This window comes from Urbifossiella limnaea (assembly GCF_007747215.1).
GTDB lineage: Bacteria > Planctomycetota > Planctomycetia > Gemmatales > Gemmataceae > Urbifossiella > Urbifossiella limnaea.
Genome location: NZ_CP036273.1, coordinates 6,642,703 through 6,664,960, shown reverse-complemented (window position 1 = coordinate 6,664,960; position 22,258 = coordinate 6,642,703). Strand labels below are relative to the sequence as shown.

12 protein-coding genes and 1 pseudogene are annotated in these 22,258 nt (G+C 72.9%); 5 read left to right on the top strand and 8 right to left on the bottom strand.

From position 1 onward, the window contains the following. Window positions 1–6 precede the first annotated feature (6 nt). The 4 genes and pseudogenes from ETAA1_RS27130 to ETAA1_RS27125 all read right to left on the bottom strand — a co-directional run bounded on the left by ETAA1_RS27130 (window position 7) and on the right by ETAA1_RS27125 (window position 4,221). Entirely contained in the window at window positions 7–1,728 is a 1,722-nt protein-coding gene (locus ETAA1_RS27130; RefSeq protein ID WP_390621255.1) for a WD40 repeat domain-containing protein, read from the bottom strand. Between the two features lie 60 nt (window positions 1,729–1,788). Continuing rightward, a pseudogene (locus ETAA1_RS33955) lies at window positions 1,789–2,859 on the bottom strand (protein kinase domain-containing protein); the annotation flags it as partial. Window positions 2,860–2,902: 43 nt separating this feature from the next. Continuing rightward, a complete protein-coding gene (locus ETAA1_RS32445) occupies window positions 2,903–3,061 on the bottom strand; it encodes a hypothetical protein (protein ID WP_202920440.1) in 159 nt (52 codons plus the stop codon). Then, window positions 3,058–4,221: an IS701 family transposase gene (locus tag ETAA1_RS27125; RefSeq protein ID WP_145235098.1), complete on the bottom strand. Its 1,164-nt coding sequence runs from the start codon at window positions 4,219–4,221 to the stop codon at window positions 3,058–3,060. Before ETAA1_RS27125 ends, ETAA1_RS32445 begins: the two co-directional genes overlap by 4 nt. Window positions 4,222–5,275: 1,054 nt before the next feature. Between ETAA1_RS27125 and ETAA1_RS27120 the strand changes: the two genes are divergently transcribed. The 3 genes from ETAA1_RS27120 to ETAA1_RS27110 all read left to right on the top strand — a co-directional run bounded on the left by ETAA1_RS27120 (window position 5,276) and on the right by ETAA1_RS27110 (window position 10,923). Next, window positions 5,276–5,722, top strand: coding sequence for an ion channel (locus tag ETAA1_RS27120; protein ID WP_202920439.1), 447 nt, complete (start codon window positions 5,276–5,278; stop codon window positions 5,720–5,722). Window positions 5,723–5,761: 39 nt separating this feature from the next. Next, window positions 5,762–7,513: a SulP family inorganic anion transporter gene (locus tag ETAA1_RS27115; RefSeq protein ID WP_145243766.1), complete on the top strand. Its 1,752-nt coding sequence runs from the start codon at window positions 5,762–5,764 to the stop codon at window positions 7,511–7,513. Between the two features lie 158 nt (window positions 7,514–7,671). Next, a complete protein-coding gene (locus tag ETAA1_RS27110; protein WP_145243765.1) occupies window positions 7,672–10,923 on the top strand; it encodes a S41 family peptidase in 3,252 nt (1,083 codons plus the stop codon). A 102-nt stretch (window positions 10,924–11,025) separates the two neighbouring features. On the opposite strand, the gene ETAA1_RS27105 is transcribed toward ETAA1_RS27110, so the two are convergent. From ETAA1_RS27105 to ETAA1_RS27090, 4 genes are all read right to left on the bottom strand, one after another. Further along, the gene (locus ETAA1_RS27105; RefSeq protein ID WP_145243764.1) at window positions 11,026–12,654 is read right to left on the bottom strand and encodes a POT-type proton-dependent oligopeptide transporter; all 1,629 of its coding nucleotides are present in this window, start codon (window positions 12,652–12,654) and stop codon (window positions 11,026–11,028) included. A 96-nt stretch (window positions 12,655–12,750) separates the two neighbouring features. Then, window positions 12,751–13,878: an SGNH/GDSL hydrolase family protein gene (locus ETAA1_RS27100; protein ID WP_145243763.1), complete on the bottom strand. Its 1,128-nt coding sequence runs from the start codon at window positions 13,876–13,878 to the stop codon at window positions 12,751–12,753. A gap of 103 nt (window positions 13,879–13,981) precedes the next feature. Beyond that, window positions 13,982–16,951, bottom strand: a complete 2,970-nt coding sequence (locus tag ETAA1_RS27095; RefSeq protein WP_145243762.1) for a DUF2341 domain-containing protein — start codon at window positions 16,949–16,951, stop codon at window positions 13,982–13,984. 69 nt (window positions 16,952–17,020) lie between these two features. Then, the gene (locus ETAA1_RS27090) at window positions 17,021–17,917 is read right to left on the bottom strand and encodes an SGNH/GDSL hydrolase family protein (RefSeq protein ID WP_145243761.1); all 897 of its coding nucleotides are present in this window, start codon (window positions 17,915–17,917) and stop codon (window positions 17,021–17,023) included. Window positions 17,918–18,058: 141 nt separating this feature from the next. Between ETAA1_RS27090 and ETAA1_RS27085 the strand changes: the two genes are divergently transcribed. Together ETAA1_RS27085 and ETAA1_RS27080 are read left to right on the top strand one after the other, a co-directional pair. After that, entirely contained in the window at window positions 18,059–20,677 is a 2,619-nt protein-coding gene (locus tag ETAA1_RS27085) for a PSD1 and planctomycete cytochrome C domain-containing protein (RefSeq protein ID WP_145243760.1), read from the top strand. Window positions 20,678–20,682: 5 nt separating this feature from the next. After that, complete coding sequence (locus ETAA1_RS27080; protein WP_145243759.1) at window positions 20,683–22,113, top strand: DUF1501 domain-containing protein; 1,431 nt, start codon at window positions 20,683–20,685, stop codon at window positions 22,111–22,113. Window positions 22,114–22,258 lie beyond the last annotated feature (145 nt).

The window sequence follows — 22,258 nt, the reverse complement described above, 5'->3', positions numbered from 1 at the left end:
GGTCGCTCATGGCCCAGGGGGAGTCGGAACGCGGACCACCCGCAGGCCGGCGTCGGTGGCGAACAGCATCACCCGGCCGTCGGCCGACGCGGTCATGCCGCGGATCGGGCCGCCCGGCCGGTAGTCGGCGAACGCGGCTCCGGTGGCGGTGGCTACGAACCGGACCGCCGAGACGTTCTCGCCGCGGTAGCCCAGCACCCGGCCGCCGAGCAGGTACACGCTGAAGTCGTACGGCCACGGCGGCGCCACCGGCGCCGCCCGCACCGGCGCGCCGGTGGCCACGGCCCAGCGGCCGACCATGCTCGCCCCGCCGCCGGCGGCGTAGTCGGCGACCAGCTCCTTGCCGTCGGCCGAGAAGGCGTTGCCGCTGCACAGCGCCCCGGCCACGTCGATCGTCCGCACCAGCTTCCCGGTGGCCGCGTCCCACAGTCGGATCGCGCTGGCCGTCGGGGTGGTGTCGGTGGTCGCCAGCAGCTTGCCGTCGGGCGAGAAGCGCGGGGCCATGCCGAGGATCGAGCCGGGGTGGAGCGGGTTCACCCGGAACCGCTCGGCGCCGGTGGTCAGGTCGCGGACCACGACCCGGTGCCGGCCGTACCCGCCGGCGCCGTCGCGGAGCCACACCGCGGCCGCGGACCCGCCGGCCGGAAGGGGGGCGAACGTGGCGTTCACCGGCACCTCGAACAGGTCGGCCCGCTTCGCCCCGGTCGCCCGGTCGTACCGGCCGAGCCGCAGGTCGTCGGACACGAGCAGGTCGCGGCTGCCGGGCACGAACCACGCGTACACCAGCTCCCCGGCCGGCATCGGGCAGCGGCCCGTCTCGGCCCCGGTGGCGGTGTCGAAGATCACGGCCTCGCGTTTGCCGCTGGTGGAAGTGAACGCCAGGAACTCGGCGCCATCGGGCGACACGGCCAGCCACCCGGCGGAGGCGAACGGGATGCGGTGAAGGTCCACTGCCGCGCCGACGGCCGCCGGGATCGGCGCGGCCGCCGGGGGCAACTCCCACACGAACACTTTGCCGGTCTCGCTCCCGGCCGCCGCCCGCCGGCCGTCGGCCGACACCGCGGGGGTCACGGACTCCAGCCCGTCGCCCACGAGCCGGAGCAACCGGCGGTCGGCCGCGACGTCCCACACCCAAACCTCGTGGGTGTGGGAGGCGAGGAGCAGCCGGCCGTCCGGGGCGGTCGTCAGGTGAGTGCTCGCCAGCCCGCGGCCTGCCGGGGTGGACAACGTCCGGTCGAGCCGCCAGGTTCCCCGGGCGTACGACCGGACGATCCCTTCCCACCCGGCCGTCAGGACGTGGCCGCCGTCCGGCGTGAACGCGATCGTCGTCTGCCCGTGTACCCCGAGGTCGGTGACCCGGTGGACGCGCCGGCCGGTCGCCGCGTCGCAGACGGCGATCCCGTCGGTCCCGGTCACCGCCAGGAGCTTGCCGTCCGGCGACCACGCGACCGCGTACGCCGGCGTCGATTCGATGGCCGCGAAGGCCCGCACCAGCTTCCGCCCGGCCACGTCCCACATCCGGACCGTGCCGTTGAGTGCGACCGTGGCCGCCGTCGTGCCGTCCGGGCTGGCCGCGACGGTACACAGGTGCTCGGTGGCCGGAACTTCGGGGAAGCCTTCGACCTCCTTCCCGGAGGTGGTGTCCCAGGCGCGGAGCCGGAACGGCGGGCGCTCGGTGTGGGCGATCGACAGCAGCAGCTTCCCGCGGTCGGCGAGGGCGATCGACATCACCCGCACGCCGTGGTCGTACACCGCGCGCTCCTTCCCGGCGTCCACGTCCCAGGCGCGGACGAACCCGTCGAAGCCGCCCGAGTAGAGCGTCTTCCCGTCCGGGCTGAACGCCACGTCGCGGACGGTCTTGTCGTGCCCGGCGAATACGCGGAAGGGCCGCACGTCGGCCGCCGCCGCCGCCGGTGCGATCGGTGCGGCGGCCGGCGGGACCGGCGGCGCGGCCGGGGTGCGGCGGATCGTGGCGACGACGGCCCCGTTGCGCCGCAGCACCAGCGGTGCGCCGTCGGGCAGGTCGAGTGTCAGTTCGCCGCCGTCGGGCGCGAGGCGCGCGTGCTTCGCGTCCAGCTCCCACGTCTTCTTCGTCTTCGCGTCCGTGATGCGGATCACCTCACCGTTCCGCCGCATCGTCACTTCCACGTCCGGGTCGTCCGTCTCGACGGTGACGACCTCGTTGCCGCGGCGCACGCTGTAGACCACACCGAGAACGAGCAGCCCGAACACCAGCCCGGCGGCCGCGACCCACGGCCACACCCGCGGCCGCCGCGGCGGCGACACGGCGACGGCGGTGCAGAACGGTTCGAGCGCCTCCGCGGCCGCGGAGGCGGTCGGGTAGCGGGCGGCCGGGTCGGTGGCCGTCATCCGGTCGAGCACGGCGGCGAGGCCGGGCGGCAACCCGGGGATCGGGGCGGGGCGGACGTGGGGGTTGCGGTGGGCGTCGAGCTTGCCGAGCATCGAGCCGGTGGGGTACGGCACCCGGCCGGCGAGGAGGTGGTACAGCGTGCAGCCGAGGGCGTACACGTCCGAGCGGGCGTCGGCGGCGGTCGCGTCGGTCGCCTGCTCGGGGGCGACGTAGTCGGGGGTGCCCATCGTCACGTTCTCGCCGGTCAGCCCGGGGTCACCGGCGGTGGCGGCGAGGCCGAAGTCGAGCAGCTTGACCGTGCCGTCCGGCGTGCGGACCAGGTTCCCGGGCTTCACGTCCCGGTGGACCAGCCCGGCGGCGTGGGCGGCGGCCAGCCCGCGGGCCGCGTCCCGGGCGGCCCGGCAGGCGTCGGCGACGGGGAGCGGGCCGCGGCGGGCCGCGTCCAGCAGGTTTTCCCCGGGGACGTACTCCATCACCAGGAAGTGCGTCCCGGCGGCCTCGTCGGCGTCGTAGTCCTACAGCCGTAGTTGGTCAGTCGGGCGGCTTGGCCCCCCGCTTCCGGTAGTGGTAGCAGCGGGCGCGGTGCTGGTGCGCCCGCCGCCACGCTGACCAGGCCAACACCTTCTCGGCGTCCGGCACCACCGCCCACACGAGTCGGAGCAGCAGCCTCCGCACCTCCGGGACGCTCACCCGGACCAGCCCCGCGCCCCCTTTTTCGGCCGACCCGACGGCCCGGCCGCCACCCGGATCGCCGCCACCACCGCCAGGGCGAGCAGGCTCAGGGTGACGTGTCGGTGCCACCCGACCCACGACCGCACCTCGTACTCGTCGAGGCCGCAGTCGCCCTTCGCCAGTTCCAGGCACTCCTCCACCCGCCACCGGCTCCCCGCCACGCGGACGAGCTCGGCCGGGGCCGTCGCCGCCGGCCCGCGGGCGAAGTAGTAGGCCCGCTCGTCCGGCCGGTCCCGGTGCCGCCGGACCACCAGCCACAACTGCCACCCCCGCTCGTCCACCGGGCCGAACGCCCGGACCGCCCAGTCGTACTCCCGCGGCCCCTTCGACCCGTCCCCCGCACTGGCCCGCTCCCACGCGGCAACCGGGAACCCCTCGGCGACGGCCTTCACGGTCGAGCGCTGCTCCCCGTCGAACAGCGGCTGGTTGGCCGGGACCGCCAGCAGGTACGCCTGCCGGTGCCCCTCCAGGAACCGGCGGAACGCCCCGTCGTGCCCGTACACCGTGTCCCCCGTCACCCACCCGGCCGTCACCCCCCGCGCCCACGCCCGCGCCAGCATCCGCTCGGCCAGCCGCGGCTTGGTGGCGAACCCGACGGCCGCCGGCACCCCGGCCGCGTCACACCGCGGCCGGTCGTCCGTCCACTCCTTCGGCAGGTACAACGCCCGGTCGATCAGGGCGTGCCCCTTCGGCCCCGCGTACGCCAGGAAGACCCCGACCTGGGCGTTCTCGATCCGCCCGGCGGTGCCGGTGTACTGGCGGGCCACCCCGCACGACTTGGTCCCCTTCTTCAGGAACCCGGTCTCGTCCACGACCAGAACCGCGGCCGGGTCGCCGAGGTGCTCGTGGACGTACCCCATGAGGTCGTCGCGGACGGCGTCGGCGTCCCAGTCGGCCCGGGCGAGCAGGTGCTGGACCCCGTCCGGGGTCGGGTCGCCGAGCGCCTCGGCGAGTTGCCACCCGTTCTTCCGGTCGGCGTCGCCCAGCAGCCCGCGGATGTACCCGACGGCCCGGGCGCGGGGCTCGGACCGGGCGAAGTGCCGGCCGATCCGGTCGCCGACCGCCGTCACCTCGTCCGCCCAGGCCCGCACCTGGGCCGCCGTCGGTCGTCCTGACATCGCCCACCCTCGCCACAAGTCCTGGCGAGGGCTGTTGTAGCAACTACGGCTGTAGGAGTAGGCGGCGACCACGTTCGGGTGGTGGAGCCCGGCCGCCGCCCGGGCCTCGCGGCGGAACCGGTCGGCAGCCCCCGGCCGGGCGAGGGCCGCCGGGTTGAGCACCTTTACCGCCACGGGCCGCCCCAGGACCGCGTGCTCGGCCAGCCAGACGACCCCCATCCCGCCCCGGCCGAGCTCGCGGACGAGCCGGTACCGCGGGTGGTCGAGCAGTGCGACGGGTGCGCCCGGCGGGGCGGGCGGGGGCGCGGGACCGGGCCAGCCGAGCGTGGAGGCGTGGTCGGCCGGGGTGGCGGACAGGCCGGAGTCGGGGCGGGTGCCAGCGGCGGCGAGGAGCGACGCCAGGGTGTCGTCCGGGCGAAGGCCGGCGGCCCGCTCGGCGCAGGAATCACAGCCGGCGAGGTGGGCGGCAACGGCCGAGTCGTCCGGGTCGGCGAGCCGGCCGAGAACGAACGCCCCCAGCTCCTCGGCCGACGGGTGCTCGGGTGACGCGACGGGCATGGCGACCTCGCCTCGGGGTGTGGTCTCACCAGTAGAAGGCGCGGCCGGGCGAGGACCTGTCACGAATCCGTCCTGCCCTGGTCCGTTCGATCGGCCCGGCAGGCGGCCGCGGCGGCGACAGCCCGTGCGGCCTGGGCCGCGGGCTCAGGGGTTATGGGCGTCGTGTTGGGGTAACCGGCCACCGGGGCGGGCGGACGATCACGAGCGGGGGAGCATTCGCCCGGTAGGCGGACTCATCGCCGGCCTCGGCTCGGGCTGTGAGGCAAGAGCGGGCACCCTACCACTGCAGCGCTGTTTCAGGTCCCACAGGCTGTCCCGTGCGTCTTGTGCGACGCGGCGGCCTGGGCGTTACGCCGCTGATGATACACGATCACCTCGCTCGTGTGCCGAATCACCCCGACGCCGGCTCAGCAGCCCGGCTCATAGGATAGCCCCCGGCCGGCGTATCCGGTTCGAGTAACCGCCCGGATGCCTCTCCGACGACCGAGGTGACCGCGTGTGGCCGGCGATTCTCACCGCGGGTGTCGTGTCCCTGGCCAACCTGACGCTACTGGCGCTGGCGTCCGCCGGGTTCGTCCGCCACCTGCTACCCGCGGCGCGACGCGTGGCCGTCCGGGCTCCGTTCTGGGGCGCCGCTGCGGCCCTCGGCGCGGCACTGGTGGCCCTGCTGGCGACCTCCTTGGCCCAGATCGCCCTGTGGGCTGCCGCGTTCGTGCTGGCCGGGGAGTTCTCGGACTTCGAGGAGGCGTACTACCACTCGGCGGTCAACTTCACGACCCTCGGCTACGGGGACATCGTCATGTCGCGGCGGTGTCGCCTGCTCGGGCCGCTGGAGGCGGCCAACGGCAGCCTGATGCTGGGCCTGTCGTCCGCGATGCTCTTCACCGTTCTGGGCAACGTCGCGGACACGCGCCGGCAGCCGTCGGCGGGCGACGGCGGGTGATCATTCGCCCTCCATGCCGGAGGAACTGGTAACAGCCAAATGACCGACAAGCCCGGCAACCCCTGGCCGCTACTGCCGATCGCCGGCTGGCTGTCGCAGTACCGGCGCGGGTGGTTGCGGTTCGACCTCCTCGCCGGTGCCACGCTCGCGGCCTACGCGGTGCCGGTGTCGCTGGCCTACGCGGGGCTGGCCGGGCTGCCTCCCCAGACGGGGCTCTACTGCTACCTGGTGGCGGGGCTGGGCTACGCGGTCCTCGGGTCCTCCCGCCACATCGCCGTCGGCCCGACCTCCGCCATCGCGTTGCTGCTGGGCGTCACCCTGGCGCCGCTGTCCGGGGGCGACCCCGCCCGGCACGCCGCGCTGGCGTCCCTGACCGCACTGATCGTGGCCGGCGTGTTCGTGCTGGCCTGGCTGCTGCGGTTGAGCGTGCTGGTGAGTTTCATCTCCGAGAGCATTCTGACCGGGTTCAAGGCCGGCGCCGCCCTGGTCATCGCCTCCACCCAGCTGCCAAAGCTGTTCGGGGTCGACGGGGGCGGCGGGGACTTCTTCCACCGCATCGGCCACCTCGTCCGGCAACTGCCGGACACGAACCTCCCGACGCTGGGCGTCGGCGTGGCGGCGCTGGCGGCGCTGGCCGTGGGAGGGAAGTTCCTGCCCGGCCGGCCCGTCGCACTCGGCGTCGTGGTGCTCGCGCTCGTCGCCGCCTCGCTGGTCCCGGTCGAGCAGCAGGGCGTGAAGGTGGTGGGCCGGCTGACCCCGGGCCTGCCGGACTTTCTCCCCGCCGCCGCGAGCCTGGGCGACCTCCGGGTCGACGAGGTTCGCCAGTTGACTCGCCTGGCGTTCGCCTGCTTCTTGCTGGCCTACATCGAGAGCGTTTCGGCCGCGCGCGCGTTCGCCCTGAAGCACCGCTACCCGGTGGACCCGCGCCAGGAGTTCCTCGGGTTGGGGGCGGCCAGCCTCGTGGCGGGCCTCTGGCAGGGCTTCCCCGTTGCGGGCGGGTTGTCGCAGAGCGCGGTCAACGAGAAGGGCGGCGCACGCACGCCGCTGTCGCTGGTGGTCGCGTCGGCAGTGGTCGGGCTGGTACTCCTCCTTTTCACCGACCTGTTTCGAAACCTGCCGGAGGCCGTTCTGGCCGCCATCGTGCTCGTCGCCGTGGCGGGCCTGATCGACCTCAAGGAGTTGCGGTACTTGTGGCGCGCGAGCCGGATCGACTTCGCCGCGGCCGGCGTGGCGCTGGGCGGGGTGCTGCTCATGGGGGTCCTGGACGGGGTCGTCATCGCCGTCCTGGCCTCGGCCGCGATGCTCCTCTTTCGGGTGACACGGCCCCACGTCGCCTTCCTCGGCCGCATCCCGGGGACGGAGCGGTTCTCCGACGCGACCCGCCACCCGGATAACGAGGCCGTCCCTGGCGTCCTGGCGTTCCGCGTCGAGGGGTCGCTGGTCTACTTCAACGCGGACCACGTTCTGCAGACGGTGCTCCAGCGGGTGGGCGGCGAGCCCGGGCTGCGGCGCGTGGTGTACGACCTCTCGAACACCCCCTACGTGGACGTCGCGGGGTCGCGGATGCTCAGGCGCCTGCACGACGAACTGGCCGCCAAGGAAATCGGGTTCCGGCTCGTCGGGGCGCACGGCGAGGTCCGCGACCGGCTGCGGTTCGAGAAACTCGAAGAGTGGGCGGGGCCGATCAACCGCCACGTCTCCCTGGGCGAGGCGGTCGACTTGCCGCCCGAGGGGACACCGGGGCGCGACGAGAGGACCAACCCCGAGGGACCACCCCACGGCAATCCCTGAAGGGCGCGACCACTCGGGCTGACGGTCACCCCGCCCTGCGGTGGCCCGCTCGGTACAGTTGGTGGAGAGCCAGACAGCCTGGAAGCGGGACGACTGTTGACAGCCCGGCGTCGCGCCGGACAATTCGCCCACAGACCGCTCACCGCCCCGAGGCCGTCATGACCCGACTCGCGCTTCTCAGCCTCGCCGCGCTCGCGGCCGGGGCCGGCCCCCTCGCCGCCGACCCCGGCGAGGCGCGGCTGCTCCGCTTCCCCGCGATCCACGGCGACCGCGTCGTCTTCACCTACGCCGGCGACCTGTACACCGTGCCGGCCGCGGGGGGCACCGCCCGCCGGCTCACGTCGCACCCCGGGTTCGAGATGTTCCCCCACTTCTCGCCCGACGGGTCGATGGTCGCGTTCACCGCCCAGTACGACGGCAACACCGAGGTCTTCGTCGTCCCCGCGGAGGGCGGCGAGCCGAAGCGCCTCACCTACACCGCCACGCTCGGCCGCGACGAGGTGTCCGACCGAATGGGGCCGAACAACATCGTCATGGGCTGGACGCCGGACGGGAAGAACGTCCTGCTTCGCTCGCGGATGCGGTCGTTCAACGACTTCATCGGCCAGCTCTACACCGTGCCGGTCGTGGGCGGGCTTCCCGAGCCGCTGCCGTTGCCGCGCGGCGGCTTCGCCAGCTACACGCCCGACGGCGGGCAACTGGCGTACAACCGCATCTTCCGCGAGTTCCGCACCTGGAAGCGCTACCGCGGCGGCATGTGCGACGACGTGTGGCTCTACGACTTCGCCACCAAGAAGACCGAGCAGCTGACCGACGACCCCGCCCAGGACATTTTCCCGATGGTGCTCGGCGGCAAGGTCTACTTCATCTCGGACCGCGGCAAGGAGATGCGGTTCAACCTCCACTCCGTGGACCCGAAGACGAAGAAGGTCGAGCGGCACACCGACTTCACCGAGTTCGACGTCAAGTTCCCGTCGGCCGGCGAGAAGGCCGTGGTCTTCGAGAACGGCGGCTACCTGTACCGGTTCGATGCGGCGACGGCGAAGGCCGAGAAGGTGCCGGTCCGCATCCTCGACGACCGCCTCGGCGCGCGTGGGGCGCTGACCGACGTGAGCAAGCAGGTCACGGCCTACGAGATTTCACCGGACGGCAGGCGCGTGATGTTCGGCGCCCGCGGCGACGTGTTCACCGTCCCCGCCGCGGCCGGCGTCACCCGGAACCTGACGCAGACGTCGGGCGTCCACGAGCGGAACCCCAAGTTCTCCCCGGACGGCAAGAGCGTGGCGTTCGTGTCCGACGCCACCGGCGAGGACGAGATCCACGTCGGCCCCGTCGACGGCAGCGCACCCGCGAAGGCGATCACGACCGGTGCCGACACCTACAAGTACGACCTGCTGTGGTCGCCCGACTCGAAGAAGCTCCTGTGGGGCGACAAGAAGCTGCGCCTGCAGTTCGTGGACGTGGCGACGAAGCAGGTGACGCTCGTCGACCAGGCGAAGGCGTTCGAGATCCGCGACTACGTGTGGGCGCCGGACTCGAAGTGGGTCGCGTACGCCCGGCCGGAGGTGGACTCGCTGCAGAAGGTCCACCTGTTCTCGCTCGCGTCCGGCAAGGCGACGCCGGTGACGGACGGGTGGTACGGCGCCGGCTCGCCGGCGTTCAGCCCGGACGGCAAGTACCTTTACCTCGTCTCGGCCCGCGACTTCAACCCGACGTACAGCCAGACCGAGTGGAACCACGCCTACCGCGACATGAACCGCCTCTACCTCCTGACGCTGGCGAAGACCACGCCGAACCCCCTGCGGCCGCGGCTGGACGACGAGCCGGCCGAGAAAAAGGAGGACAAGAAGGACGAGAAGAAGGACCCGCCGGCGGACCTCAAGATCGACCTCGACGGCCTCGGCGGGCGCGTCGTGGTCCTCCCCGGCGCGCCGGGCCAGTACCGCAGCCTGACTGCGACGGGGAACAGCCTCTACTACGTCCGCCAGACCGCGAAGGACGCCGCGCCGCAGCTCTGCGTGCTCGACCTGACCAGCCGCAAGGACGCGACGCTCGGGCCGGTCGGCGGCTACGAGGTGAGCGCCGACGGCAAGAAGATGTTGATCTCGAAGGACGGCAAGTACAGCGTCATCGACTTGCCGAAGGCCGGGCCGCTGGCCGCCGGCGAGCCGCTCGACGTGTCGGGCCTCGAAGTCGACCTCGACCGGCGGGCCGAGTGGAAGCAGATGTTCCACGAGAGCTGGCGGCAGATGCGCGACTTCTTCTACGACCCCGGCCTGCACGGCGTGGACTGGGTGGGCGTCCGCAAGAAGTACGAGCCGCTGCTCGAACACGTCGCGCACCGGGCCGACCTGACCTATGTCATCGGCGAGATGATCTCGGAGCTGAACGCCGGCCACGCCTACGTCGGCGGCGGCGAGCTGCCGACTGTGCGCCGCGTGAAGCAGGGGCTGCTCGGCGCCGAGTACCGGCGCGACGAGAAGACCGGCTTCTTCCAGATCACGCGCGTCCTGCCGGGCGAGAACTGGAACCCGAAGACGCGGTCGCCGCTGACCGAGGTCGGCGTGGACGTGAAGGCGAACGACTGGATCGTCGCCGTGAACGGCCGGCCGACCAGCGGCGTGAAGAACATCAACGAGCTGCTGGTGAACGCCGCCGGCAAGGCTGTCGTGCTGTCCGTCAACGCGAACCCCACGGCCGAGGGAGCGCGGCGCGTGGTGGTCACGCCTACCGACGACGAGGCGGACCTGTACTACTACGCGTGGGTGCAGGGGAACATCAAGAAGGTGTCGGACGCGACCGGCGGCACGGTCGGCTACCTGCACGTGCCGGACATGCAGCAGGCGGGGCTGAACGAGTTCGCCAAGCACTACTACCCGCAGCTGCGGAAGCAGGCGCTGGTCGTGGACGTGCGCGGCAACGGCGGCGGCAACGTGTCGCCGATGCTGATCGAGCGGCTCCGCCGCGAGGCGGCGATGATCGGCATCGCCCGCAACGCCGAGCCGACGGTGGACCCGAACGGCACGTTCGTCGGCCCGATGGCCTGCCTGCTCAACGAGTTCTCGGCGTCCGACGGCGACATCTTCCCGTACCGGTTCCGGCAGCACAAGCTCGGGCCGCTGATCGGCAAGCGGAGCTGGGGCGGGGTGGTCGGCATCCGCGGGTCGCTGCCGCTGCTCGACGGCGGCACGCTCAGCAAGCCGGAGTTCTCCCGGTACGACCTGGGCGGCAAGGAGTGGGTCATGGAGAACAAGGGCGTGACGCCGGACATCGTGGTGGACAACGACCCGGCGCGGGAGTTCGCGGGCGACGACCAGCAGCTGACGCGGGCGATCGAGGTGTTGCAGGCGGAGCTGCGGCGGAACCCGCCGCGGCTCCCGACGCCCCCGCCGCCGTACCCGAAGCGGTGACGGAGCCGGTCGCGTGATCACCGCGAGCGCGTCCGCCCGCGGCAAGCGGGCGCGCTCGCCGCGCCTCAGCCCCACACGTCCCGGCGCGCCGCCCGCCGGTGCCTACCCGGTCGTTCGGTAGTGGTCGGCCAGCGGGTAGCGGGCCGCGTACGCGCCGAACGCCACGGCCGCGGCGAACGCGAAGGCGGCGAAGAAGAACATCTGGAAGCTCATCACCCCCACCCCGGTCTGACCGATCGCCCGGGTCACCGCGTCGTTGCGGACGGCCACGTTCGCCAGCAGCACCCACAGGTTGCCGACCGTCACCGACAGGCTCCAGAAGGCCAGGATCGCGCCCTTCATCGGGGCCGGCGCCTGGCTGTACGCGAACTCGAGCCCGGTCGCCGACACCAACACCTCGCCGAGCGTGAGCAGGGCGTAGGGGAGCACCTGCCAGGTGATCGACAGCGCCTCGCCGGCGTCGAGCGACAGCTGCAAGACCCCGATGACGACCCAGGACAGGCCGGAAAACGCGATCCCGGCCCCCATCCGCCGGAGCGGCGTCGGCTCGAACCCGGCCCGGCGGATGGCGGGGTACAGGACCAGGTTGTTGAACGGGATCAGCAGCATCACCAGGAGCGGGTTCAGCGCCTGCATCTGCGCCGGCACGAACCACGCGGGTTTCGTCATCCCGTTGCCCTGGAGCACCCAGGTGGACGCCTTCTGGTCGAACAGGGACCAGAACGGCGTCACCAGGGCGAACAGGACGAGCACGCGGAGCACGCTGCGGGCGCCCTCGACCGCGTCGGCGGGGTGGGCGGCCCGCGCCCGGTCGAGTTGCCACCACGTCCCGACCCCGGTGAACCCGATGGCCGCGACGAGGGCGAGGCACCACCACGAGACGACCCCGAGCAGCGGGTGCGCGCCCCTCGTCATCCGCTCGAGATCGACGAACCCGAGCACCAGGCACGCGCCCGCCACGAGCGCGCCGACGAGGGCGAGCAGCAACCCCGGCCGGCCGTTCCCGGTCGGAGCCGGGGCGGTCAGCGCGGAGCGAGCCACGCGCACGAACGAGTCCGGGTGCGGCGGCGCCGGCGGCACGTCCACGTACAGGCGCCGGCCGAGCCAGAGGATCACGGTCGAGACGAACATCAGCACGCCGGGGATGCCGAACGCGACCGCCGGGCCGTAGTCCCGGAGGAAGACGGGCATGAGGAGCGAGGCGAAGAAGGAGCCGAAGTTGATGATCCAGTAGAAGGCGTCGAAGACGAGGCGGGCGAGCGACTTGTTCGACTGGTCGAACTGGTCGCCGACGAACGCCGACACGCACGGCTTGATCCCGCCCGAGCCGAGGGCGACGAGGAACAGGCCGACGTAGAACCCGGCCTTGTTGTCGAAGAAGGCGGCCAGGCATGCCTGGCCGACGCAGTACACGAGGCTCAGGTAGAGGATGGTCCGGTACTTCCCGAGGAGCCGGTCGGCGAGCCACCCGCCGAGGAGGGGGAAGAAGTACACGCCCAGCACGAAGGTGTGGAACACCTCCTTCGCCGCCGCCTCCCGCTCCGCCTTGGGCACCGCCTCGACGACCGCGAAGAGGAGGGCGGAGGAGGCGAGGAAGGGGGTGAGGATGTTCCGCATCCCGTAGAACGAGAAGCGCTCACACCCCTCGTTCCCGATGATGTAGGCGACCTGTCGCGGCCACCGGGCGCGCGGCGGCCCCGGCGGTTGCGGCTGTTCGGACGGTGCGGACATGCGGACACCCGTGGTTCGAGCGCGGCGCGGTTCGGGGGAGGATAGCCGGACGCCCGCCGTCGACCACCGCCGGTGCTTCCCGTCACCGCCCTACGACTACCGCGGCCGGGGCGCGAGGAGCGGGCGGAGGGCGGCGGCGAAGGCGTCGGCCTGGCGCAGGAACCCGAGGTCGGTCGGGTGCGACCCGTCCACCGTCCCCTCGCCGTCGTCGCCGATCAGCGCGTCCCCGCGGAGGTAGTGCAGGTTCCGGTCGCCCGCCGCGACGAGGGCGTCGAACGCCTTCCGGTACGCCGCACGGCTGTCGGCGTTCCGCTTCGCGGCCGCGGGGAGCACGGCGGCGTTCGCGTAGGTGCGGTCCTCGACCAGCAGGATCGGGGTGGTCGGCTTCGCGGCGCGGAGCGCCTTCACGAACGGCGCCGTCCGCTCGGCGACCTGCGGGGGCGTGAGGTTCGGGAGGCAGTCGAGGACGAACACGGCCGCGTCGAGTTCGCCGAGGAGGGCGGCGATGTCCGGGTCGAGGGTGCCGCTGCCGGAGAACCCGAGGTTGACGACCGGGCGGTCGAAGCGGCGGCCGAGGATGGCGGTGTGGACCATTCCCGGCCGCGACGCGCACCCGCCCTGGGTGATGGACGTGCCGTAGAAGACGAGCGGGGCGCGGCGGTCGGCAGGGCGCGGCTCGGCTGTCTTCAGCGCGGTCCCGTCCGGCACGCCGACCTCGACCGCCGAGACGCCGTTGTACAGCGGGAGGTACAGGAGGAACTCCTTCTCGCCGGGTTCGAGCCCGGTGGCGAGTTGGGCGGTCGTGGTCTCGGCGGCCGGCCGGCCGTTCGCCACCCACCGCCAGCCGGCCGGCGTGCGGACGTACAGGTCGAGCCCGCTCACCCCGGTGGCCGGCATGTGCGGCATCGCCAGGTTCTTGTTCGTGACCGTCCACCGGGCGTGGACGGTGGTCGCGGCGGTGACGAACCTGACGCACAGCCCGGTCGAGTGCCGGCTCAGCCCCCAGACCGCCGGGCGTGCCGTCTTCTCGGCGCGGGCGGGGAGGCGGTCGAACGGGGCTTTCGTGTCGGCCCAGCCCTGGCCCTCAAGGCCGAGCGCGCGGACGTCGTACCAGCGGACGCCGGTGGCCGGATCGACCTTCCCGGTGGCGGGGTCGATGACCGGCCCGGAGGCGGGGAGTACGGCCGGAAGGGCGAGGAGCGCGAGGACGGCCAGACGGGGCATGGCAGGCGTCGTGGGGAGTGGGGAGCCAGGTGTGTGGCATGCTAGCCCGCTTTCGCCGCCGGGTCCAGCGACACCGCCGCGGAGTCGCGCGTCACCGTGTCGGCTAGGGCCGCGGTGCGAGGACCGGCACGTCGCAGAAGGTGAGGGCGGCGAGGCCGTTGTCGCCGCGGAGGAGCCGGGCCTGGCTCCACGCCCGGCCGTCGAGGTAGGTGATTCGCCGCGCCGCCGACGGCCCCGCGAGCGTCAGCGTCAGCCGGTTCCCGCTCGCGGGGCCGGACGCCACCTTCGCCCGCTCGCCGTCGAGGTAGAACTCGCCCGCCAGCGCCGCGTCCCAGCGCACCGGCTGGTCGAACTCCAGCACCACAGCGTCGCGGGCGGCGGTGTACGTCGCGCGGAGCAGGTTCGGTGGCGTGATCGGCACCACGGACTTCTTGCCGTAGAAGTCGCGCTCGACGAGTGGCGTGATGAGGCGGGCGAACTCGGCGTACCCGGCGGCGGGGAAGTGGCAGCCGCCGGGTGGCTCGATGCCGAGGGTGGACATCACACTCAGGTTCGAGAACGCCGTCGGCAGCGTCCGTTGCACCTCGCGGAGTTTGTTGTCGGAGCCGTTCACCCCCATCGCGCACGACAGCGGCCAGATTTGAAAGACGTAGTAGTGCCGCACGTTCGGGAAGTCCTGCTTCCACGCCGCGGCCAGGTCGATGAACAACTGCCGATACGTCTCGTAGCCGTACCCGCCGGTCGGCCCGTCGGCCCCCTGGTCGTTCTCCCCCTGGTGCCACAGCACGGCGCGGACGCCGTGCGTGAGCTTCGCCTGCCGCACGCGCCACAGCAGGCGGCCGTAGATGGTCGCGGGGTCTTCGGGCGCGGCGGCGTTCCGCTGGTGCTGGTCGATCCGCGTGCCGCCGACCGCGCCGTTGAGGACACACACCGGTAACTTGTGCTCCTCGACCAGCCGGCGGGCGAACTCCATCCCCCAGTAGCCGACCTGGAACTTCTCGCCGTCGCGGCTGCGGTGGACGGCGGTGCCCCACGCGGCGACTGCCTTCGGGTTCCCGGACATGGTGCCGTACGTGCGAATCCAGTCGCTGCGGAACGCGGGGTCGTCCTTGCCGAAGTCGGTGGCGACGGCGTTCGACTGGCCGGTGATGACGTACGCGTCGCCACACACGAGGTTGCCGACGGCGCGGCGCACGGTGTCGCGGCCGCCGGCCGTCGTGCCGAATTCGACGCGGTACTTCACGAGCCCCGCCTTGAGCCGGGTCGAGAGCGCGAACGACCCGTCGGCCGCCGGCGCGGCCGCTTCGGTCTTCACGAGTCGGTCGTCGGCGTACAGCTTCAGGAATACCGCGTCGGCCGGTGCGTCGAGCCGACCGTTGTAATGCAACGTGCCCTCGCCGCTGTCGTCGCGGGCGTAGAACTGGTTCTCCTCGGGCTGCTCGTCCTTCGCGGGCAGGCGCCGCACCCACGGGTCGCTCGCCGGCTCGCGCACGGCGATCGTGGCCGAGCACGCCACCGGCGCGCCGCCGTTGCTCGCCGTCGCCGTGACCGTGAGCGGGCCGCTGTTCTGCGCGCGGCGCAGGATCAGCTTCCCGGGCCCGACCTCCTTGATGACGGCGATGTCGCCGGCGGTCCAGGTGAGACTCACCTCGCCGGCGCCGGCCGCCCGCATGGCGTCGAGGTTGGTGACCTCGGCGACCACCTCGACCGTCGCGCGGCCGTCCCACGTCGCCGGGGCGCGCAGGGTGAAGACGGGCTCCGGGATCCCCTCGCGGATTGTGACCGGGATGTCCTTCGTCTTCACGCCGTCGGGGTAAACCGCCTTCAGTAGCAGCGTCGCGGTCTGGTCGCCGACGACGCGGCCGGCGTCGAGCGTGAACGCGAAGCGGTCGGTGGCGACGACCTGCTCGCGGTCACCGCGGCGGAGCACCCAGTACAGCTTCTCCGCGCCGCCGGCCTCGGCGCGCACGGTGGCGGTGCCGCCCTCGGCGACGGTCACCGCCGCCGGCGTGACGGCGAATTCGCGCCCCGGCCGCACCAGCGGGCCGACGAGCGTCTGGAACGGCTTCTGGTTCTCGTACTGGAGGCGCACCCACTCGGCGGTGCGGGCGACCTTCGAGACGCGCACCTCGTCCAGGTCGCCGACGAAGGTGTAGTTGTCGTACCAGCCGCCGAGCCACAGCCGGGCCGGACTCTTGAGTGCGAGCGGCGCCGCCTTCGTCGTCGCCGCCGTGTCGAGGACGCCGTTCACGTACAGGCGGGCGTTCCCCTTCTCGTAGGTGTGGACGACCTGCACCCACTCCCCGAGCGGGACCGCCTTCTTCCCGGCGACGTTGGCGTCCGAGAAGTAGCAGTCCGTCTGCACGTGCGGCGGGCTCCGGTACTGCACCACCACCTTCCCCTGCGCGTGCTCGTTCCCCCACCCGACGACGACCGAGTTCGGCACCTCGGCGCGGAACCAGGCCTCGGTGCTGTGCGGGCCCGACCCCACGGGGAAATCCGCGATCTTGTCGCCGCCGAGCACGCCCTTGCGGCCGGGGAAGTGGCGCGCCGGGCCGACGACGCCGGGCGCCGGCGCGGTGCCGGTGTCCTTCGACGCGACCGCGCCGACCGCGTCGCGGACCGGGCCGGCCATGTGCCACACGCCGAGGTAGCCGTTCGAGGCGTTGAACACGGCCTTCGGGTCGGACGCGCCGCGGGCGTCGGCGTTCCCCCAGTACAGCTTCAACTGCTGGCGCGCGTTCCCCTTGATCTGCGGCACGCGCACCCACACCGCCGCCTCGCCGCGGGCCGCGTCCCAGTCCTCGATCTCGAACGCCAGCGGGGTGCCGTCGGCGGCGGCCACGCGGAGGTCGTCGCCGTTCGGCTTCGCCTCGGCGAACGGGAAGAAGTCGCGGTGGAGGCGGACAAGGAGCGGGAAGTCGGTCACGACCGCGGCGGCGTCGAGGTTCGCGCCGTCGGGCGTGGTGAGGACGACGACCGTGCCGGAGTGCCGCCACCCGGCGTAGTCCGCGGGGGCGGCCCCGGCGAACGACGTGAGGAGGACGGCAACGCTCAGGGCAGAGGCGGTCATGGGCGAGGCCCGTCGAGGGAGGGTGAGCCGAGTGTACGCGGGCGGGCCGAGCCGGTCCAAGGGACCTCGTCAGCGCCGCCGGAGGGCGTCGATCTTTTCCTGGAGCCGGGACGCGTCCGCCTCGGCGGACCCTAGCGGCTCCGGCCGCACGGTCTTCTCGCGGGTGTAGCCGGTGTGCCGCATCCACGCCGCCGACCGCAGAGCCCGCTTCTGCTCCACGAGTCGGTACAGCGGGTCGGCCTTGATCGTCGCCAGCGGCTCGTCCGGCGCCTTGACGCCGAGGGCAGCCAGAATCGTCCGCGCCACCAGCAGGTGCCCGTCGTCGCCGAAGTGGACCTTGTCCTTCGAGAACGGCTCGGCGCGGGCGTCGCGGGCCTTCCGCATCGCCGTGTGCAGGTCGATCACGCGCACGCCAGGCGTCTTCAGCGTCGTCTCCCAGCGCGCGTACTCGGCCAGGACCGCGTCGTAGTTGAACTCGCCCGCCTTCGGGGTGAAGTCGTAGACCGGCGGGGTGACGAGGTAGACCTGCTTCACGCCGGCGGCGTGGCACTGCTCGACGAGCCGCGTCACCCCCTTCTGGAAGGCGGCGGTGCGGTCCTTGTCGGGGGGGAGGTAGATGCCGTCGTTCATCCCGTAGCAGGCGAACACCACGTCCGGCCGGGCCTTCTCCAGCACCCGGCCGAGCCGCTCGAACAGGCACGGCCGGGGGAACGCCCCGCCCGCGTGGCCGTCCTCGCTCAGCCCCGACAGCGTCTCGCTCGCCAGCCCCAGGTTCAGCACGTCGAACGTCTTCTCGGGGTACAGCTTTTCCAGGTAGTAGGTCGTGAAGCCGACGTACCCGCCCGCCTGGGTGTTGCTGTCGCCGAGGACCACCACGCGCTTCCCGGCGAGCGCGTCCACGCTTTGCGCGGCGAGCGGGGCGGTCGAGAGCAAGGCGACGACCGCCGCGAGTGCGAGCCGAATCATGGGGTTCCCTCGTGCGACTCCGTGTGCCAGCGCTTAACGTAGGCCGCGACCCGGCGCCGGTCTTCTCTTGCCCCGGCCCCGCGGGTGAGGGACAATACCACTCCCGCCTGACGGCCCGCCGCACCCCGCTTCTGGCCCGCCATGACTCGCACCGCCCTCGCGCTCGCCGCCGCGGCGTTTCTCACCAGCCCGCTCGCCGCGCAGCCGCCGCGGACCCCGGCGTTCAACGCCGACGTCCGTCCCATCCTCAAGTCGTACTGTACCGACTGCCACGGCGAGGCCGAGAAGCTCAAGGGCGGCCTCGACCTCCGCCTCCGCCGCCTCGCCGTCGCCGGCGGGAAGTCCGGCCCCGCCGTCGTACCCGGGAAGATCGCCGAGAGCCTGCTAGTCGAGCGCGTCATTAGCGGCGACATGCCGCCGGGGAAGAAGAAGCTCTCGGCCGCCGAGATCGACGTGCTGCGGCGCTGGGTCGCCGGCGGCGCCGCGGTCGAGGGGCCGGAACCGGAGAAGCTCGCGCCCGGCCTCGCCATCGCGCCGGAGGACCGCGCGTGGTGGGCGTTCCAATCCGTATCGCGCCCGCCGGTCCCGACGGCCGGGCACACGATCGATGCGTTCGTGTTGGCGAAGCTCCGCGAGAAGGGGCTGGGGTTCAACCGCCCGGCTGACCGGGTGGCGCTGCTCCGCCGCGTCACGTTCGACCTCGTCGGCCTGCCGCCGACGCCGGAGGAGGCGGAAGCGTTCGCCGCCGACCCGGACCCGCGCGCCTACGAGAAGCTGGTCGATCGGCTGCTGGCGCGGCCGGAGTACGGCGAGCGCTGGGGGCGGCACTGGCTCGACGTGGCCGGGTACGCCGACTCCGAGGGCGGCTCGCCCGACGACCCGGTGCGCACGAACGCCTGGAAATACCGCGACTACGTCATCCGCGCGTTCAACGCCGACAAGCCGTTCGACCGCTTCGTGCGCGAGCAACTCGCCGGCGACGAGCTGGTCCGCCCGCCGTACACGAACCTCGCGCCGGCCGACCTCGACGCGCTGATCGCCACCGGCTTCCTCCGCATGGCGCCGGACGGCACCGGCGCCGCCGGCGCCGACCAGAAGCTCGCCCGCAACGCCGTCCTCACGGACACGGTGAAGATCACCGCCAGCGCGTTCCTCGGGCTCACCGTCGGCTGCGCCGAGTGCCACAACCACCGCTACGACCCGATCCCGCAGACCGACTTCTACCGCCTCCGCGCCGCGTTCGAGCCGGGGTTCGACCTCACCGCGTGGAAGGCGCCGGCGGCGCGGCAGGTGTCGCTGTACACGCCCGACGAGCGGGCGATGGCGGTGGCGATCGAGGCGGAGGCGGGCGTGCTCGAAAGGGCGCGGCTGGCGAAGCAGGCGGAGTTCATCGCGGCGACGTTCGAGAAGGAATTGGCGAAGCTGCCCGAGGACCGCCGCGCCGCGGCGCGGGCCGCGCGCGACACGCCGGACGCAAAGCGTTCGCCCGTGCAGAAGAAGCTGATGCAGGAGCACCCGAGCCTGAACGTGTCGGCCGGGTCACTGTACCTGTACGACGCGAAGGCGGCGGCCGCGCTCAAGAAGATGGCCGAGGGCGCCGCCGAGATGCGGAAGAAGAAGCCGGTCGAAGGATTCGTCCGGGCGCTGACCGAGGTGCCCGGGAAGGTGCCGCAAACGGTGCTGTTTCACCGCGGCGACGTGGAGCAGCCGAAGGGCGTGGTGCCGCCCGGCGGGCTCGCCGTGCTCGACGACGCACTGCCGCTTACGATCCCGAAGGCGCTGCCGCCGTCGGGCACGAGCGGCCGGCGGCTGGCGCTGGCGAACTGGCTGACCGACCCGCGCCACCCGCTGACGGCGCGGGTGTTCGTGAACCGCGTGTGGATGCACCACTTCGGCCGCGGGCTGGTCGGCTCGCCCGGCGACTTCGGCCGCCTCGGCGAGCGCCCGACGCACCCCGAACTGCTCGACTGGCTCGCCGCCGACTTCGTGGCGAACGGCTGGGGCGTGAAGCGCCTCCACCGCCTCATCGTCACGTCGGCCGTCTACCGGCAGTCGTCGGTGCGCGACCCGAAGGCCGACGCCGTCGATCCGGATAATCGGCTGCTCGGCCGCTACCCGCTGCGCCGGCTCGACGCCGAGGCGGTCCGCGACGCGACGCTGGCGACGAGCGGGAAGCTGAACGCGAAGGCGTTCGGCCCGCCGGTGCCGGTGATGGAGGACGACGCCGGGCTGGTGATCATCGGCAAGGCGAATCGCGACGGCGCCGGGTACAAGCTCGGTGACGAGTCCGTGGGTGTGGGTGACGAGTTCCGCCGCAGCGTGTACGTGCAGGTTCGGCGGTCGCGGCCGCTGGCGGTGCTGGCGGCGTTCGACCCGGCGACGACCGAGCCGAACTGCGAGGCGCGGCCGAGTTCGACCGCAACCCCGCAGGCGCTGATGCTGCTCAACGGCGAGTTCGCCGCGGCGCAGGCCGAGGCGTTTGCGGCGCGCGTTCGCCGCGACGCCGGCGCCGATGTTGAGGCGCAGGTGGTGCGGGCGTGGAAGCTGGCGTACCTGCGGGCGCCGACCGAGGGCGAGGCGGCGGCGGCGCGGTCGTTCCTGCGCGGCGCCGCGGAGGCGTTCGCGGCGCAGCCGGCGCCGCCCCCGCAGCCGAAGAAGGGGAACGCGCCGCTCCCCGAGCCGCCGACGCCCGAGTTACGGGCGCTGGCGGCGTTCTGCCAGGCGCTGCTCGCCAGCAACCGGTTCCTGTACGTGGAGTGACGACCATGCTCACCCGCCGCCGCCTCCTCCACGACGCCACGTTCGGCATCGGCTCCGTCGCACTCGCGCACCTGCTCCGCCAGGACCGCCTCCTCGCGCAACCGCCGAAGCCGGAACTCGAGCGGCCGCACTTCGACCTCCGCCCGAAGCCGCCGCACCACGCCCCGAAGGCGCGGGCGATGATCTCGCTGTTCATGCAGGGCGGGCCGAGCCACATGGACCTGCTCGACCCGAAGCCGCGCCTGAACCAGCTCGACGGCCAGCCGTTCCCCGGCGCGGTGAAGTACGACAACGCCGCGCAGGCCAGCTCCAAGGTGCTCGGCTCGCCGTGGCGGTTCACGAAGCACGGGCGGGCCGGCCTCGACGTGTCCGAACTGCTGCCGCACACGGCGCGCGTCGCCGACGACCTGTGCGTCGTGCGGTCGATGCACACCGGGGTGAACAACCACGTCCAGGGGATCCACGCGCTGAACACCGGCCGCATCGTCTCCGGCCACCCGGTGCTCGGCAGCTGGGTGTGCTACGGGCTCGGGTCGGAGTCGCAGGAGCTGCCGGCGTTCGTCGCGCTCCCCGACCCGGCCAGCCTGCCGGTCAGCGGCGTCGAGCACTGGGCGAACGGGTGGCTGCCGTCGCTGTACCAGGGGACCGTGGCGCGGCCGCGCGAGCCGCGCATCCCGAACCTCGACCCGCCGCCGCACCTCGCCGGCCGCCCGCAGGCCGAACTGCTGCGCTACCTCGACGACCTGAACCGCGCCCACCTCGCCGAGCACCCCGGCGAGCTCGACCTCGACGCCCGTATCGCCGGCTACGGCCTCGCCGCCCGGATGCAGACGGCCGCGCGTGAGGCGATGGACCTGAGCCGCGAGTCGGAGCGGACGAAGGCGCTGTACGGCATGGACGACCCGGCGAGTGCCGAGTACGGCGCCCGCTGCCTGATCGCCCGCCGGCTCGTCGAGCGCGGGGTGCGGGTCGTGCAGGTGTTCACGTCGAACCAGGCGTGGGACAGCCACGGGTCGATCCGCACGGCGCTGCCGGCGGTGTGCCGCAAGACGGACCAGCCGTGCGCCGCGCTGGTGAGCGACCTGAAGCAGCGCGGGCTCCTCGACAGCACGCTCGTGGCGTGGGGCGGCGAGATGGGCCGGCTGCCGGTGGTGCAGAACGACGCCGGCGCCGCCCGGGTCGGCCGCGACCACAACACCTACGGGTTCTCGTGGTGGTTCGCCGGGGGCGGGTTCAAGGCCGGCACGGTGTACGGCGCGACCGACGAGTTCGGCCACCACGCGGTCGTGAACCCGGTGTCGCAACACGACCTGCACGCGACGCTGCTGCACGTCTTCGGCCTGGACGCGAAGCGCCTCGTGTACCGCCGCGGCACGACTGAACTGTCACTCCTGAACGGGCAGGAAGGCCGCGTGGTGACGGAGTTGCTCGCGTAGCGCCGCGGCGTCGCTGCCCGGGGGCGTCGCCACTCATCACGGCAGCCCGACTGATTCCGACCGGCCTCAAAGCCGGGGCGATAGTGGTCAGCGCCCGTGCCGCGCACGCCAGGCGTGACTGGGTTCTCGGCTCACGTCTGGGCCG

Bases quoted from the DNA above. Each gene is read 5' to 3' on its own strand.
- ETAA1_RS27130 (WP_390621255.1), bottom strand. From the start codon at position 1,728: ATGTCGATCGCCCTCGCCGACCGCGGGAAGCTGCTGCTGTCGATCGCC.
- ETAA1_RS27125 (WP_145235098.1), bottom strand. From the start codon at position 4,221: ATGTCAGGACGACCGACGGCGGCCCAGGTGCGGGCCTGGGCGGACGAG.
- ETAA1_RS27115 (WP_145243766.1), top strand. From the start codon at position 5,762: ATGACCGACAAGCCCGGCAACCCCTGGCCGCTACTGCCGATCGCCGGC.
- ETAA1_RS27110 (WP_145243765.1), top strand. From the start codon at position 7,672: ATGACCCGACTCGCGCTTCTCAGCCTCGCCGCGCTCGCGGCCGGGGCC.
- ETAA1_RS27105 (WP_145243764.1), bottom strand. From the start codon at position 12,654: ATGTCCGCACCGTCCGAACAGCCGCAACCGCCGGGGCCGCCGCGCGCC.
- ETAA1_RS27100 (WP_145243763.1), bottom strand. From the start codon at position 13,878: ATGCCCCGTCTGGCCGTCCTCGCGCTCCTCGCCCTTCCGGCCGTACTC.
- ETAA1_RS27095 (WP_145243762.1), bottom strand. From the start codon at position 16,951: ATGACCGCCTCTGCCCTGAGCGTTGCCGTCCTCCTCACGTCGTTCGCC.
- ETAA1_RS27090 (WP_145243761.1), bottom strand. From the start codon at position 17,917: ATGATTCGGCTCGCACTCGCGGCGGTCGTCGCCTTGCTCTCGACCGCC.
- ETAA1_RS27085 (WP_145243760.1), top strand. From the start codon at position 18,059: ATGACTCGCACCGCCCTCGCGCTCGCCGCCGCGGCGTTTCTCACCAGC.
- ETAA1_RS27080 (WP_145243759.1), top strand. From the start codon at position 20,683: ATGCTCACCCGCCGCCGCCTCCTCCACGACGCCACGTTCGGCATCGGC.